Origin of the sequence: Novosphingobium sp. (genome assembly GCF_039595395.1) — a bacterium.
GTDB lineage: Bacteria > Pseudomonadota > Alphaproteobacteria > Sphingomonadales > Sphingomonadaceae > Novosphingobium.
Genome location: NZ_JBCNLP010000005.1, coordinates 121,461 through 137,278, shown reverse-complemented (window position 1 = coordinate 137,278; position 15,818 = coordinate 121,461). Strand labels below are relative to the sequence as shown.

Sequence of the window (15,818 nt, the reverse complement as noted above, 5' to 3'; positions counted from 1 at the left end):
GCGGAGGCCGGGCTGGAAGGGGGGGTGGACGTTCTGTAAGGTGCCCTTCAATCTGAAGATAATCGCCCCGGAGCGAACCGGAGTGGTGAGCCAGATGATCGGGATGAGCCAGGACACCGCAGGGATGGTGATGAAGCGCCGCTATGTCGATGGACCCTTTGGGCAGATCCATGTCCATGTCGCCCCGCACGGCAGGCCGCTGGTGCTGCTGCATCAGGCGATCATGGCCGCAGGGCAGTTTGATGCGGTCTTCGCTCCGCTCATGGCGGCGGGCCTGCGGCCGATTGCCATCGACATGCCCGGCTTCGGCCTTTCCCATCCGCCCGCAGGGCCGCCCACAATTGCCGATTACGCGCGCTGCGTGGCACCGGTGCTCGATGCCCTGATGCTGGAGCGCGCGGCGGTGGCGGGCCATCACACCGGGGCGGCGGTGGCGACCGAATTCGCGCTTGCCCATCCTGAAAGGACGCAGGCCCTGATCCTTCACGGGCCCATGCTACTGCCCGATGACGAGCGCGCCCGTCTGGGCGAACGTCTGCTCGCGAAGGAAATGGCCTTCGCCGCCTTGCCGGGCGGCGCGCATCTGGCGGACGTCGCCTCGCTGCGCGAGGAGTTGTCACAAGGGCGCGTACCGCCCGATCGCATCACCGATTATGTGGTGCAGGCGATGCAGGCCTATCGTCAGGGCACCTACTGGTGGGGGCATGCCGCCGCCTTTGCCTATCGTCATGAACAGAGCCTGCCGCGTATCGCCGTGCCCTGCCTGCTGCTGACCAACACGGGCGACATGACACACGCCAGTGCGCAGGCCGCCCTTGCCCTGCGCCCCGATTTTGCCTGGGCGGAAATCGTCGGCGGCGGGATCGACATCTGTGACGAGGCGCCCGAAGCATGGGCGGCGGCCATTGCGGACTTCCTGAGGGGCGTACCGGCATGATCGCGGCACAGAGCGTTGCGGGGCGAATCGCCTATCGCGATGCGCAGGGACAGGACATCGGTCATGAGACCTTTGAACTGTTGACCCTGCCCGGCGGCCATTTGCTGCGCGCCTGGTGCGAACTTGCCGATGCAGGGCTTTGGCGGGAGGTGTCCCTGGCGATGGACGAAAGCTGGCGGCCGCGTGATGGCGCTTGCCGTCTGTGGCATGCCGACGGGCGGCAACACGCGATGGCCTTCCGGATCGAAGACACCGCAGTGCATGTCGGCGCGTTGCGCGACGGGATGGCGCTTGCGCCGCAACGCATCTCCACGACCGGAAGATTGCCCTATCTGGGGCTGCATCCGCTCATGGGCGACGCCTTGATCGTCCATGAACGGGGCCAGCATGAGCCCGGTCGCTTCCTGCCCATTCCTGCCGTCACCAATGCCGTTTCGCCCGACGGCGAGAGCGAGGGACCGGCACAGGCCATGGTGATAGAGGCGGCCTATATGGGGCCGGTGGATCGCAGCGTGGCCGCCGGACGCTTTGCCTCGTGGCATTACCGCCTGCGCTGGCGCGATGACTGGCCCGCCGCCGACCTCTGGGTCAGGCAGGGCGACGGGGTTTTCCTGGCGATGACATGGTCGCTGACCGGGCATTCCTATGAACTTGTCGACCTGCATGATGAAACGAAAGTGATATGATGAGCGTGCAGACTTCCCCCTTTCCGCCCGAGGAGCAGAGCCTTCCCCGCCCGGTATCTTCGCTGATTCGCGCCACGATTTTCGTGCGCGACATGGAGCGGTCAGCGCGCTTCTATGCGGCTCTGGGCTTTACCGAGGTTTACTACGAGGGCGTGCTGACCCATGCTTCGGCCAGCCGGATCCTGGGTTTTCGCAGCCATGGCCCCCTGGCGGTGCGCATCGTCAAGAGCGGCGGGCCAAATTTCGGCATGATCGGGCTGTTTGTCATCGATCCGAAGCTCGAGCCTCTGACGGCGCCGGTCTCGCGCGGGCCCGCGCGCATCGGTGAGGTGGCTTTGGTGTTCTACGTGCAGGATATGGATGAGACTCTCGCGGCACTCCGGGCGACAGGGGCAATCTGGTCGCCTGATCCGCAGGTTTTCGTGATGCCGCATCGCGCCCAGCGCGAGGTCTGTCTGCGCGACCCTAACGGCGTTTTGTTGAATCTGGTCGAGACCAACCCCGCCGAGCAGGAGCGCACCGGCAGGGAGGGCGCCTGAGAGACAGCTGCAGCAAAAACCCCGCACCGGCGTGGGGCCGGTGCGGGGTTCATGCCTTCCGGCAGGTTTACTGCTGGGCGATATCGTGAATGGTGGCGTTGTAGCCCTCGGTGGTTTCGGTCTTGCCGGCTTCGCTGGCATCCTTGCGGGCCAGATAGAACAGGCGATCAAGGAAGCCCTGGCGGCGAGCTTCGCGCTCTTCCAGCGCGGCCTGATCCAGTTCCAGCGTCTCGATGCCCGCCGCAAGGTCGATGCCATGAGCCTTGGCGACGCGCTCGGCGCTGTCCTGCCGATCGCGCAACGTCGCCAGTTCGCTGGCCAGCACCATGATCATGCTCATCGCCTGATCGAGGCCGGGCGCTTCATAGAAATGGGGCCGCTTGCCCTTGGCGTCCTTGACGACATGCGGGTAGTCGGCGGGGCGGTCGATGATGTCGGGGGTCATTGTCCTGGTCCTCTTACGCCGCTTTGGCCTGTGCGTCGGCCTTGCGGGCGATCAGCACTTCCCAGCCGCCGCCCGGGGCAAATTCGCCGGCGGTAAACTCGCGCTCGGCCACCGCTTCGGAGGCTTCCTGGCTGTAGCCTTCGGCAGCAGCGGCAAATTCCATCACTGCCATGGGCGCGGTGTCGAATTTCACCGTCGCGCGGTCGAAACCGGCGCGCTCGGCCAGGTCGATCTGATCCATATCACGCATCGCGCCCCAGAAGGGCTCATTGTTGTACCAAGTCTCATTGTCGAGGATGAACTGGGTGAAGGGGTCCATCAGATCGAAGGGTGGCAGGTCGGCGTGGATCATCAGCCCGCCGGGCGCCAGCAGGCGATGGGCTTCGCCGAAGATTTTGGGCATGGCCTTGCCGCTGGTTTCATGCAGCAGGATATGGCTGACGACGAGGTCGAAATGGCCATCGGGGAAGGTGGTCTCTTCCGCATTCATCTGAGCGAAGTTGACCTCCAGCCCCATGCCCGCCGCGCGTGCATGGGCATAGCGCACAACCGGCCCGCCGACATCGATGCCCCAGACCTCTGCCTCGGGGAACAGTTCCTTGTAGGGCAGGGTAGAGTGGCCCACGGTGCAGCCCATGTCGAGAATGCGGCGGGGCTGGAAATCGGGCATGCGGCGCTTGAGATAATTGACCACCGAGCGGCCCATGTCGTCATTGTCCGGCCCTGTGTAGCCCATGGCATAGAGGAAGACGCCCCGGTCGTAGAGCGCGCCGACGGAGATGTCGCACTCGCAGACCTCGCTGCAATAGCCGCCGGGCATGCAGTGAATGTCGAGCGCCGTAACATAGCGGGGTGGCTCGAAACCCTCGGGAATGACAAGCTGGGCCTTGCTGGCAGCCGAAAGTTCCGCCGCCTTGGCATTGAGCGCGGGCAACTGGCGGTCAACCGAGACATTGACCGATTCCCACAAAAGCTCCTGCGCGATACGGTTGGCGGCGGCATAATGCTGGAAATAGAGGTCATCGACCATGCCGGTGCGAATATCGCGCCGGTCCTGCGGCGGTCTGCCATGAGCCTTTTCAAAGGTCTTCGACACGCGGCCATGGAAGACCGGGAACAGGCCGGGCAGCAGGCTGGACTGGATGAAGCCCTTGAAGCTTTTGGCGAACTCCTGCCGCGCATGCTCATCGGCCGTGGCTTTGGGCAGGACAGGATGGCTCGCTTGCTGGAAGGTGTTGAGCATTGGCGCGACTCCACTATGCAATAATCGTTTATCATGGTGCCGGTCGCGAAGGGACCGAAAGCGTGGTGTCGCTTTATCCGCCAGACGGATAAAGCGACATGAAGCACTCCTTGGTCAAAACCCCAGCGCGCCCGGGTTCATGATACCTTGCGGATCAAGCTGCCGCTTCATCGCGCCCAGCAACTCCCGCGCGGGCTGCGAAAGGCGCGTCTGATAAGGATAGGCACGGCCGATCTGGAAATGACCCGCACCATGATCCTGCATCAGGGCCACGATTTCCGTCTTGAGCTCGTCGGTTGCGGCCCGGGCGGCGGGATTGGCGGGGTAATCGGGCAATTTGGCGATCTGTTCCGGGCCCAGCACAGTCAGATGATAGGGCGTGCGCGCGTCGGGCCAGTACAGCGCCACCTCATAGAGAAAGCCCGAGGAGCCGACCGGCGAGAACATTGTGCCGATCCAGATGCCATGCTTGTCCATCCGCGCCTGCCAGCTGGCGATCAACCGCTGGAAAGCCTCATGGAAGGGCAGCACCTGCTGATGGCTCAAAACCCCATGGAGGGGCACCCAGCGTTCGCCCGAAGGCCCCAGTATGTTGGTGAGCGGCGCAAAGGGCATGGAGCGCACAAAGGTGGGGATTGAATTGGCGATCTCGCGGCCATGGGGACTGATGATCTGGCGCAGGTGCTGGGCCTTGTGGGCGGCATCCTTCGGGTCAAAGCCCTCGACGATGAAATGGCACATATAGGCGCCTGAACGCATCGGGTTCTCGCCGGCCAGCGCCATGTTGAGCACCTGCATCAGGCCCTTGAGTTTGTTCGGCGCCTTTTTGAGTACTTCGATGGCAATGCGCAGGCGTGCGCCCATGCCCTCATGGCGTCCGATCTGTCCCTGGGACAACGCCAGATCGAGCCCGAAATAGGAATCATCGAGCCGCGCCAGCTGGGCCTTGCGGACCGCCGTATGACAGGCCGCGAAATCATCGAAGGCAAACGAGAGCGTCTCGGCGTCGGGCATCAGGTTGATCAACGGCAGGCGCAAGGAGACCTTGATGCCCAGCGTGCCGCAATCGCCGGTGAAAAGGCCGGTCAGATCAGGCCCATAGAAGCGCATGGCCTCCGCCGCGCTGGTGTTCAGTATGTCGCCGGAGGCCAGCACCACCTCCATGCCCAGGATCGACTGGGCCGAAATGCCATGCGCGCTGCTGCCATGACTCAGCGTGTTCTGGCTGGCGCTGCCACCAATGGTGGCGGCGATCCCCGAGAAGGGTCCCCAGAAAGGCGTGCGCAGGCCGCGCTGGTCCAGTTCGGCCTTGAGCCTTGCCCAGGTGACTCCTGCGCCGACTGTGACCACTGCATTGGCCTCGTCGATATTGATGCTGTCGAGCCCGGAGGTATCGATAAGCACATGGCCGCCCGGCTTGTGCAGATAGCCATCGGTGTAGGAGGCGCCGCCGCCGCGCGGCACGATGGCAACACCCGCCGCACTGCACAGACGGACCAGGGCCTGCACTCCGGCTACGGACTGGGGCCGCGCGACGGCCAGTGGCAGGCCGCCGGTGCGATAGACATCATTCGCGCCAAAAGCGATATCCGCCTCGCTGGTCAGCAGGCTTCCGGCCGGCAGGGCGGCGTGCAGATCGGCCAGCAGCGTTTCCGAAGAGGCGGTGGTGAGGCTCGAATCCATTCTCATCTGTTCCTTGGCGCCCCCGGATGGCAACCGGGTCGGCGGCGGTCCATGTCAAACTATGCCTTTCGAGTTCGCTGCCTGCCTTGGCGGCCATCTTCGAGAATGGAGATCGGTTCTATCCGCTCTACGGGCAGGCCCGGACGCTTATCTGACGACCAAGGGGCTGATGGCGCGTTTGTGCATGATGGTCTGTGGCGCGAAGGCCCGGGAGGCCCATGCTGTCCCGGGCGTGTGTCATTGCATGACGCCGTTGGAGAGATCGTGGCTGATGGCAGCAGCGGTGGCCTGAAGATCGGGCAGGTAGCGCTCGAGGGCGGTGGAAAGCTTCATGGCCGCGACGAAGAAGGCCAGGGTCATGGCGGCCTCGTAATGACCATTGCGGAAGATCGGCACGGCGATCGAGGAGGTCTTGCCCGGCGTCAGATTGTGATGGTTGCGGCCCTGCACGGCATAACCCTGGGCGCGGATGCGCTCGACATCGAGGCTTACCTCGGCGGTGGCCATATAGTTGAGGTCGATGTCCTGCGAGACGCGCATGAAGCGCAGGATCATCTCGCGCTCCTCATCGGGCGCATAGGCCATCGACACCTTGCCCGAGGCGCTGTCGAGGATCGGCAGGGTGAAGCCAGGGTAATATTGCTCGAAGGTCAGCGAGGAATTGGCATGGGTGCTGTCGCGCAGCATCATGTCGCGCCCGACGCGGATGGCGATCGAGAGCGGCCAGCCCACCTTCTTGGTGAGGGCGACGATATGCGGGCGGGCGATCCGCACCAACTCGTCATCATGCTGGAAGCCGGTGGCCAGCGTCTGCACCATGGCCGTGGCGCGATAGCGCTTGCGGGCCGGTTCCTGCTCGATCAGCCCTTCATAGAGCAGCGTCTGCACGATGCGGCAGGCGGTGGGATAGGGGACTTCCGAGGCCTTGGCGATTTCCATCATCGAGAGCGACCCATGGCGGTTGATCGCCTTGAGCGCCGCAATGGACCTTGTGATCGAACGAATCGGAACGCCTTTTTCCATAGCCAGTCTCCCTCGCTGCACGCGACTCATGCAGAGTGTCAGGAGATTGTCATTTTTCCGAAACACGGGCTAGTTTATCCGACAGGCGGATACGTCAAATAACGTAGCCACCTGTCGGGAACCGACGACGAAAGGACCAAATCGCTCACCAATCTGGTAAAATAACCTGCCGTATTGCCGTTCCAGAAGCCAGTCGATCCATCAATTCGTTGATTTCCTCGAGCGATCCCTTGGACGTGAGCAGGCGCTCGACCGGAAGCCGTCCCGCCCGCCAAAGGGCAATGTAGCGCGGAATATCGCGCGACGGGATGGAGGAGCCCATATAGCTGCCCATCAGCGTCTTGCCGTCGGCCACCAGCGACAGCGCGTTGATCTCCAGCGACTCGGCCGGATTGGGCAGACCTACCGTGACGATCCGTCCGCCCCGGCGCGCCGCCTTGTAGGCCTGCGCCAGAACGGCGGCCTTGCCAACGGTCTCCACCACCACATCGGTGGCGGGCACACCGCCTTCATCACCCGGCGCGACGGCAATGGCAGCCCCCAGTTCCAGCGCCAGCGCGCGTTTCTCCGGGCTGGGATCCACGGCATGCACGGGCTGTGCACCCGCCGCCAGCGCACCGAGCAAGGCAGCCAGACCGACGCCGCCCAGCCCATAGATCAACACGCTTTCACCAGGGCGCACGCCGGCCGTGTTCATCACCGCGCCGACGCCCGTCAGCACCGCGCAGCCAAAGAGCGCGGCAGTTTCGGGCGGAATTTCGGCATCAACCTTGACCAGACTGCGCCGGTCCACCACCGCCTGCGTCGCAAAGGCCGAGACACCCAGATGGTGATGAACATGCTCGCCCTGGCAGGACAGTCGCGTGCCGCCGCGCATCAATTCGCCCTTGCCGTTGGCCGCCGCGCCATTGGCACACAGATAGCCTTCGCCCGACTGGCAGGTGGGGCACTGCCCGCAACTGGGCAGGAAAACCAGCACCGCCCGGTCGCCCACGGCCAGCCCCGCTTCTTCCGGATCGCCCAGCGCCAGCACGGTTGCTGCGGCTTCATGGCCCAGCGCCATGGGCATGGGCCGCTGACGGTCGCCGTTGATGACCGAAAGATCCGAGTGACACAGGCCTGCCGCATCGATCCGCACCAGCACCTCGCCAGGCTTAGGATCGGCCAGTTGCAGCGTCCTGATCTCCAGCGGATGGCTGGTGGCATAGGGCGCGCTGTGGCCGCCGCTCTGCGTGAGGACGGCTGCGGCGATGTCGCGGCTGTTGCCAGGGGAAGGGTTGCTGATGGCCATGGCGGTCAGGCGCCCTTTGCCCATTGCTTCTCGAAGTCCCACACTTCGTCAAAACCGATCAGTGAGCAGAATTCCTTGAAATTGAAGATGCCCTCGGGCTCGCCGATGCCATGGTCCTTGAGGTCCCGCAGCGCCTTTTCCATAGCGGTGGCCGCCACCAGCGAGGTAAGCGAGGGATAGATCGCATAGGCATAGCCGATCTCTTCGAGCACCGGCGCCAGCGGAATGGGCGTTGATCCGCCATTGGCCATGTTCGCCATCAGCGGCTTGTCAAAGGCGGCGCAGGCCTTGGCCATTTCCTCCTCGCTTTCCAGCGCCTCGGGGAAGAGCACATGGGCGCCGGCCTTGTCATAGGCCTCCATGCGGCGCATCGTGGCATCGAAGCCCTCGCTCTGGCGCGCGTCGCTGCGGGCGATGACCAGAAAATCCTCGTTTTCGCGCGCGGCGACGGCGACCTTGATCTTCTCGACCATATCCTCGACCGGGATCACCCGGCGGAAGGGCGTATGGCCGCATTTCTTGGGGAATTCCTGATCCTCGATCTGGATGCTGGTAACACCCGCCGCCTCATAGCCCTTGACCGTGTGGTGGACGTTGAGCAGGCCACCATAGCCGGTGTCGCCATCGGCGATCACCGCGCTGTTGCTGGTGCGCACCAGCGTCTCCATGCGGTTCTTCATCTCGGTATAGGTGGCGATGCCTGCGTCCGGCAGCCCCCAGGCGCTGGCGGTGAGCCAATAGCCGGTGCCATAGACGATGTCGAAGCCGACCTTGTTGGCGATGACGGCGGCGATCATGTCCTGAATGCCGGGCACGACGAAGAATTTGCCGCTGGCAAGCTTCTGGCGAAGGATGGGATTGGCCATGAAAATGTGTCCTTGCGGGGAAAAGAGCCCCCGGCAGGTTGATCGCCGGGGGCCTGAGGTGTTCGACGGGCTCCGTCGAAGCTTTACTCGGCCGCCTGCGCCAGAGGGGCGGCCCAGCGCGGAGCGATGGGCGCGGGCAGGCCGGTTTCGGCCAGGCAATTGGCGCGCAGGGTTTCAAGGTCGCGGCCGAAGTTGAACGTGTCGATCGGGCCGCGCTCGGCACGCATCCGGGCGCGCAGCGCATCGGTGGCAGCGGCATCCACCGTTCCATCCATCAGCACCACGCCATAGCGGCGCGCGCCTTCGACCGTCACCAGACCCTGCTTCAGTTCCCTGGCCAGCAGAGCAGGGTCGCGCTCCAGCGGGTCACCCCAGCCGCCGCCTCCCCAGGTGATGAAGTGCAGCTTGTCGCCGGCCTCGACGGGATAATCCTCCAGCTTGTTGCCCACGACGATCTCGGTGCCGTCGGCCTTGACCAGCACCTTGCGCGCGCGGGCGCCCGGCAACCCGCCATTGACGCCCCATGGCGGCACGAACCAGCGGTCGTCATGGATGGCGATCACGCCGTCCTCGAGGAAGCGATAGACCATCTCGATGCCGTTGCCGCCGCGATGCAGACCCGGGCCGCCGCTGTCGGCCACGGTTTCATAGCGTTCGATCACCAGCGGGAAATAGCGTTCGAGGAACTCGTTGGGCACGTTGGTGAAGCCGGGGAACAGCGAGTGGCCATCCGGCCCGTCGCCCAGTGGACGGCCCGGAATGCCGCCAAAGCCGATCTGGAAGAGCTGGAACCACTGGCCCTTCCTGTCCGTGCCCGCGTAGAACAGATGCGGCGAGGAGGAGAAGCCGGCGGCATTGAGGAACTCGGGCGTCTTCTGGCCCAGCAAACCGCCAAGAATGTCGAAGAGGCGGCCCAGCACATGGGTGCGGCCCGACAGCGCGGCGGGGAAGCGGGGTTTCAGCAGCGAGCCTTCCGGGATGCGCACATCGATCAGGTCGTAGTAGCCATCGTTGAACAGGATCTGCGGGTCGAAGATCATGATCATGTAAATGCCAAAGAACATGCGCATCATGTTCTCGTTGAGCAGCATGTTGATCGAGGCCTGCGACTGCGGATCGGTCCCGTCGAAATCGAGCACCACGCGGCCGTTCTCGCGCCACATCGTGCATTTGATCTTGTAGGGGCCATAGCCCAGGCCATCATCGCAGATATAATCCTCGAAGCTGACCTTCTCCTCGCCGATGGAGCTATTGATCAGTTGCTGCATCGCGCGGTGGTTGCGCTCCAGCAAGAGTTCGGTGGCGGCCACGAACATGTCGTCGCCAAACCGCTCGGCCATTTCCTCGATGCGGTGTGCGGCGACGCGGCAGGAGGCGATCAGTGCGTTCAGATCGGCCTTGCACCAGTTGGGCGTGCGCGACTGATGCATCACCAGCTTGATGAGGTCTTCGTTATAGACACCCTTCTTCCAGATCTTGACCGGCGGAATACGCACGCCTTCCTGAAAGATGGAGGTGGCGTGGATGGGCATGGAGCCCGGCACCATGCCGCCGATGTCGCTCTGATGGCCGAACATCGAGGTGTAGGCGATCAGGCGCCCGTCCCTGAACACGGGGAGCAGCACCAGCCAGTCGTTGCAATGGCTGATCGCGCCGCCCACCGAATAGGGGTCGGAGAGGAAGATCATGTCGCCTTCTTCCACCGTGCCCTCATAGCCTTCGAGGAACGGCCCGATGTAGCTGCCGAACTGGCCGACGACCATGCGGCCCTTGTGGTCGGCGATCAGCGGGAAGGCGTCGCCCTGCTCGCGGATGCCCGGCGACATGGCGGTGCGCACCAGCGTGGCGTCCATTTCGATGCGGGCGTTGCGCAGCGCGTTCTCGATGATGTCGAGCGTGACCGGATCGACGGCGACGGGGGCGAAAGGCGTTTCATTCGCCTGGATGATCTGTGCGGGCATGATGGTGCTCCCTTCAGGCGAGGTTGATCAGGATGTTGCCGACATGATCGACCGTGCCGACGCAATTGGCCTCGATCAGCGTGGTCGAATCCATCTCGGTGACAATGGCCGGACCGGGGATGATGTCGCCGGCGCGCAATCTCGCGCGATCATAGATGACGGCCGGGACCATGCGGTCCTTGTCCCAGAGCTGGTGGTCACGGATCTTGGCGGCCTGCGGATTGCCGTCGCCCTGCTCCAGCGCCGGGGCGGCCAGTTCGAGCGCCGGGCCCATGGCAACCGCGCGCAGGTTCACCAGTTCATGCGCGCTGTCCATGTTGAAGGTGAAAAGGCGGTGGTGTTCGGCATCGAAGCGGGCAGTGACGCCCTTCAGCCCATCCTTGCGCAGCGTTTCCGGGTCGATCGAGAGCGGCACTTCGAAGGCCTGCCCCTCATAGCGCACATCGAGTTCGAAGACCGAGATGATGTCGCTCTCGGCCACACCCTCGGCCAGCAGTTCCCTGCGGGTCTGGGCAGCCATCTCCTCCAGCACGGCGATGACGCTGTCCTCATCGGTGTCGCTCACGCGGCGCGAGAAGCTGCGTGCGGTTTCGGTGCGCATGCGGGTGGTGGCATCGCCCAGCGCACACAGCACGCCCGGCGAGACCGGCGAAACGGCGGGCCAGGAGCCCATCAGCTTGGCAACGGCATTGACATGAAGCGGCCCGGCCCCGCCAAAGCCCATCACCGCGAAATCACGCGGGTCATAGCCCTGCTGGACGGAAATCATGCGCAGCGCGCCGAACATGTTTTCGTTGACGATGTCGATGATGCCGCGCGCCGCTTCCATGAGACCAATGCCCAGCGCATCGGCGATGGTCTGCACCGCCTGTTTCGCACCTTCGCGGTCGAGTTGGAAGGTGCCGCCCAGCAGGTTCTCTGGCAGATAGCCCAGCACCACGTTGGCGTCCGTCACCGTGGGCAGCGTGCCGCCCTTGCCATAGGCGACAGGCCCCGGCACCGCGCCTGCCGACTGGGGGCCGACCCGCAGCGCCCTGGTCAGTTCGGGCACATAGGCGATCGAGCCGCCGCCCGCCCCGACGGTTTTCACATCGAGCGCCGAGGCGCGCACCTGAAGATGGCCGACCTCAGTGGTGCGCTGGCGGCGCGCCTCAAGGTTCTCGATCAGCGCCACATCGGTGCTCGTGCCCCCGACATCGAGCGTAAGGATGTTTTTGATCCCCGCGTTGCGGCCTACCCAGATTGCGCCGGTGACGCCGCCCGCCGGGCCGCTCATCAGCAGGCTGACGGGATGTTCTTCCGACTTCTCAGAGGACATCAACCCGCCGTCGGAACGCAACAGGCTCAGTGATCCGGCCATGCCGCCCTCGCGCAGGCGACTGCGCAGATTGCGGACATATTTGCCCACCACCGGGCGCACGCTGGCATTGGCCACGGTGGTGAGGGTGCGTTCATACTCCTGCATCTCGGGCAGGACTTCATGGCTGAGCGAGATGGGAATGCCAGGCATGATCTGCGCGGCCAGTTCGCCCACGCGCTTCTCATGTGCGCCGTTGAGATAGGCGTTGATCAGGCTGACCGTCAGCGCTTCCACGCCGCTGTCGCGCAAGGCAGTGAGCGCCTCACGGATCTCGGCCTCGTCGATCGCGGCGATCTCGTTGCCCTGGGCATCCATGCGCCCGGAGACTTCATGGGTGTCTTCCAGCGCAGCCAACGGCTCGGGCTTGGGCCAGACGATCCAGCCGGCAAGGCCGCCCGGCACGAAGCTGCGGGCGATCTGCATGATCTGGCGATAGCCTTTGCTGGTGATGAGGCCGACGCGCGCACCCTTGCCTTCCAGCACGGCATTGGTCGCCACGGTGGTGCCATGCAGGAAGAATTCCACATCGGCCGGGGTGACGCCTGCCTTGTTGCAGATTGCCGTTACGCCATTAAGGATGCCCTCGGAACTGTCATGCGGGGTCGAAGGGGTCTTGTGGCGCCAGAAATTGCCGCTGGTCTGGTCGAAAAGCAGGAGGTCGGTGAAGGTGCCTCCAACGTCTACACCCAATCGGTAGGTCATATAGTCCCCAGCTTCCTTGGTTCCATGAATCGGGCATCGGGCAGATCCGCCGTAGCGCAGCGATGGGATTTGGTATAATGATATTCCATAAACGGCGATGCCGATCGGGCCATGCGTAACCGAAAGCCGGCACTTGGCTTGAGGCAGGCGGCGGAATATCCGCCAGCCGAATTTTTGGTGGCGCTGAGTGGTCAGTCCGGCCCATGCGCGCCAGTTTCAGCAGCGAGGCGCCGCGCGCCGCAGATGGAGAACGAACCGATGGCCCTTGATATGAACACGCTGCGCAACGACTCGCGCGAGTTTCTGGCCCGGCGTGGCGGCGGCGAGGGATTGTTTATCGGCGGGCGGTGGCAGGCCGCGCAAGGTGGCCGCACACTGCCCACGCTTGATCCGGCCACGGGCACGCAGACGGCGCTGATCGCCGATGCCAGCGTGCAGGATGTGGATGCTGCGGTGGCTGCGGCGCAGGCCGCCCTGCCGGGCTGGCGCGCCACCGTGCCGGTGGAGCGGGCGCGTATCCTCTGGGCCATCGCCGACCTGCTCGAAGCAAATATCGACGAACTGGCCGAGCTGGAAACGCTCGACCAGGGCAAGCCGCTCTATGTCGGGCGCTGGGCGGAGATCCCGGGCGCCATCAACCAGTTCCGCTTCTTTGCGGGCCAGGCGATGGCGATCGAGGGCAACACGCTCGAAAGCTCGATCAATTACCAGCCCGCCGGCAAGCAGATGCGCAGCTGGACAGTGCGCGAGGCCGTAGGCGTGGTGGCGGCCATCGTGCCGTGGAACTCGCCCCTTGTGCTCACCGCGATGAAGCTGGCCCCGGCGCTCGCGGCAGGCTGCACGCTCGTGCTCAAGCCTGCCGAGGACACCAGCCTTACTGCCCTGCGCCTTGCCGAACTGATGGCGCAGGCGGGGCTGCCCGCCGGCGTGCTCAACGTGGTGACAGGGCTGGGTTCGCAAACGGGGGCAGCGCTCGCCAACCATCCGGGCGTGGACAAGGTGGCCTTCACTGGGTCCACCGCCACGGGCCGGGCCATTCTCGATGCGGCCAAGACCAATTTCAAGCGGGTTACGCTGGAGCTGGGCGGCAAATCACCCAGCATCGTCCTGCCCGATGCCGATCTCGACCTTGCCATTCCGGGCGTGGCCAATGCCATCTTCTTCAACGCGGGGCAGGTGTGCATCGCGGGCAGCCGTCTTTATGTCCATCGCTCGATCCACGATCAGGTGGTCGAGGGCGTGGCCAATTACGCCAGGAGCATCAAGCTCGGGCATGGCCTGCTGCCTGACACGCAGATGGGCCCGGTCGTCTCGGCCCGCCATGCCGAGCGGGTGGAAGGTTTCCTGAACCGGGCCAAGGCGCAGGGTGCCACCATGCTGGCTGGCGGCGAACGGTCGGGTGAGGTGGGCACCTTCATTGCGCCCACCGTGGTGGTCGATGTGAAGCCCGACTTCGAGATCGTGCGCGAGGAGGTCTTTGGCCCGGTGCTGGTGGCGCAGGCCTATGACGATGTGGAGGAGGTGGTCGCGGCTGCCAACAGCACCCAGTATGGGCTTGCCGCCAGCGTCTGGACCCAGAGCCTGAGCCACGCCCACCGCCTGTCGAGCGACATTCGCGCCGGCACGGTATGGATCAACTGCCACGCCATGTATGATGCCTGCCTGCCCATCGGCGGGGTCAAGGCTTCGGGCTGGGGGCGTGACAGCGGCAAGCAGGCGATGGACAATTATCTGGAATGGAAGACGCTCTGCGCCGTGGTGTGAGGGCGAGGGACCACTCACCGCTGGTCGGATAAGGGGCGGGTGAAAGTTGCGCTCGCCCGCCGCCGGTTCAGCTTTCTTGCCTGTGCAAAGGGAGAAAGCCATGCCGGTCCATCTACGTGTTTCAGCCTTTCTGCTTGCAACGGGCGCGCTTATGTCGGGCGGCCCTGTCGTGGCCCAGGGCGGCACCTGCCTGAAGCCGTGGTACACGCCGCTTCCGCCGCCGGTCCGCTCGGTCGAGGTGCTGCCCGATCATCGCCTGACGTTCCGCCTCTGCGCGCCAGAGGCGAGGGAAGTGCTGGCCACCAGCCCCGATGCCGCGCCGGTGATCCCCCAGGGCTTTCCGGCAGGCACGCCGATGGGCTTGGTCCTGACCCGCGATGCCAGCGGTTTGTGGAGCGGCACGACAACTGGCCCTGTGGCGCCCGGGCCCTATCGCTATGGCTTCCGCGTCGATGGGGTGCGCACCGTCGATCCTTATGCCCGGTCCTTCTCGCAGACACGCTATGGCATCGAAGCGGTGGTCGAGGTGCCCGGCGCGACCTTTCAGGCATGGGACGCGACCATTCCCCATGGCGCAGTGGCCACGGTAGATTATTGGTCAAAGTCGCTCAAGGTGCGCCGGCGGGCTCATGTCTACACCCCACCGGGCTATGAAAAGGGCGCCGCCGCGCGCTATCCGGTGCTCTATCTCGTCCATGGTTCGGGCGATAATGACGATAGCTGGGTCAGCATCGGCCATGCCAACCAGATTCTCGACCGGCTGATCGCCTCGGGCGAGGCACGGCCGATGATCGTGGTGATGCCCGATGGCCACCTCCCCGATGCCGACCGCGCGACCGATTTTCACGCGGCGGGATTCGGCGCGGACCTGACGCGGGATCTCATCCCGCTGATCGACGGCACCTATCGCACCGTCCCCACCGCCGAGGCGCGGGCGATGGCGGGCCTGTCCATGGGCGGCTCGCACACCATCCGCGAAGGTCTGACGCGGCCCGACACGTTCCACTGGCTCGGCATCTTCTCGATGGGCATGGGCGTTGGCAGCCAGACGGGGGTGAGCGCCAAGGCCACCGACGATTTCGCCGCCGCCCATGACGATGCGCTCAAGGCTGCGGCGCGCTCCGTGCATCTGGTCTATTTCGGCATGGGGCGCGAGGATGGCCTCTATCCTTCTGCTGCGCCCACAGTCGCCGTGCTTGACCGCTACCGCATCCGCCATATCTATCGCGAAAGTGGCGGCGGCCATACCTGGATCAACTGGCGCGATTATCTGAACGAGTTCGCCCCTATGCTCTTCCAGCCTGTCAGGCCGCGTTGA

13 protein-coding genes are annotated in these 15,818 nt (G+C 64.6%); 5 read left to right on the top strand and 8 right to left on the bottom strand.

What is annotated here, in order from left to right:
• Positions 1–103 precede the first annotated feature (103 nt).
• The 3 genes from ABDW49_RS20035 to ABDW49_RS20025 are packed head-to-tail and all read left to right on the top strand — an operon-like array spanning position 104 to position 2,162.
• Positions 104–937, top strand: coding sequence for an alpha/beta hydrolase (locus ABDW49_RS20035; RefSeq protein WP_343614633.1), 834 nt, complete (start codon positions 104–106; stop codon positions 935–937).
• Positions 934–1,623: a hypothetical protein gene (locus ABDW49_RS20030; RefSeq protein WP_343614631.1), complete on the top strand. Its 690-nt coding sequence runs from the start codon at positions 934–936 to the stop codon at positions 1,621–1,623. The genes ABDW49_RS20035 and ABDW49_RS20030 overlap by 4 nt, the downstream gene beginning before the upstream one ends.
• A gap of 5 nt (positions 1,624–1,628) precedes the next feature.
• Positions 1,629–2,162, top strand: a complete 534-nt coding sequence (locus tag ABDW49_RS20025; RefSeq protein ID WP_343614629.1) for a VOC family protein — start codon at positions 1,629–1,631, stop codon at positions 2,160–2,162.
• Positions 2,163–2,229: 67 nt separating this feature from the next.
• On the opposite strand, the gene ABDW49_RS20020 is transcribed toward ABDW49_RS20025, so the two are convergent.
• The 8 genes from ABDW49_RS20020 to ABDW49_RS19985 all read right to left on the bottom strand — a co-directional run bounded on the left by ABDW49_RS20020 (position 2,230) and on the right by ABDW49_RS19985 (position 12,736).
• Positions 2,230–2,607, bottom strand: a complete 378-nt coding sequence (locus ABDW49_RS20020) for a hypothetical protein (protein ID WP_343614627.1) — start codon at positions 2,605–2,607, stop codon at positions 2,230–2,232.
• A 13-nt stretch (positions 2,608–2,620) separates the two neighbouring features.
• The gene (locus ABDW49_RS20015) at positions 2,621–3,850 is read right to left on the bottom strand and encodes a class I SAM-dependent methyltransferase (protein WP_343614625.1); all 1,230 of its coding nucleotides are present in this window, start codon (positions 3,848–3,850) and stop codon (positions 2,621–2,623) included.
• 114 nt (positions 3,851–3,964) lie between these two features.
• Complete coding sequence (locus ABDW49_RS20010) at positions 3,965–5,533, bottom strand: FAD-binding oxidoreductase (protein ID WP_343614623.1); 1,569 nt, start codon at positions 5,531–5,533, stop codon at positions 3,965–3,967.
• Between the two features lie 237 nt (positions 5,534–5,770).
• Entirely contained in the window at positions 5,771–6,556 is a 786-nt protein-coding gene (locus tag ABDW49_RS20005) for an IclR family transcriptional regulator C-terminal domain-containing protein (RefSeq protein ID WP_343614621.1), read from the bottom strand.
• Positions 6,557–6,701: 145 nt separating this feature from the next.
• Positions 6,702–7,847, bottom strand: a complete 1,146-nt coding sequence (locus tag ABDW49_RS20000) for a zinc-binding dehydrogenase (protein WP_343614619.1) — start codon at positions 7,845–7,847, stop codon at positions 6,702–6,704.
• A gap of 5 nt (positions 7,848–7,852) precedes the next feature.
• A complete protein-coding gene (locus ABDW49_RS19995) occupies positions 7,853–8,713 on the bottom strand; it encodes an isocitrate lyase/PEP mutase family protein (protein WP_343614617.1) in 861 nt (286 codons plus the stop codon).
• 83 nt (positions 8,714–8,796) lie between these two features.
• Positions 8,797–10,674 carry a hydantoinase B/oxoprolinase family protein gene (locus ABDW49_RS19990; protein ID WP_343614615.1) on the bottom strand — a complete coding sequence of 626 codons (1,878 nt, stop codon included), beginning with the start codon at positions 10,672–10,674 and terminating at the stop codon, positions 8,797–8,799.
• A gap of 13 nt (positions 10,675–10,687) precedes the next feature.
• The gene (locus ABDW49_RS19985; protein WP_343614613.1) at positions 10,688–12,736 is read right to left on the bottom strand and encodes a hydantoinase/oxoprolinase family protein; all 2,049 of its coding nucleotides are present in this window, start codon (positions 12,734–12,736) and stop codon (positions 10,688–10,690) included.
• Positions 12,737–12,994: 258 nt separating this feature from the next.
• On the opposite strand from ABDW49_RS19985, the gene ABDW49_RS19980 reads away from it, so the two are divergent.
• Complete coding sequence (locus ABDW49_RS19980) at positions 12,995–14,500, top strand: aldehyde dehydrogenase family protein (protein ID WP_343614611.1); 1,506 nt, start codon at positions 12,995–12,997, stop codon at positions 14,498–14,500.
• 100 nt (positions 14,501–14,600) lie between these two features.
• Positions 14,601–15,818, top strand: a complete 1,218-nt coding sequence (locus ABDW49_RS19975) for an alpha/beta hydrolase-fold protein (RefSeq protein ID WP_343614609.1) — start codon at positions 14,601–14,603, stop codon at positions 15,816–15,818.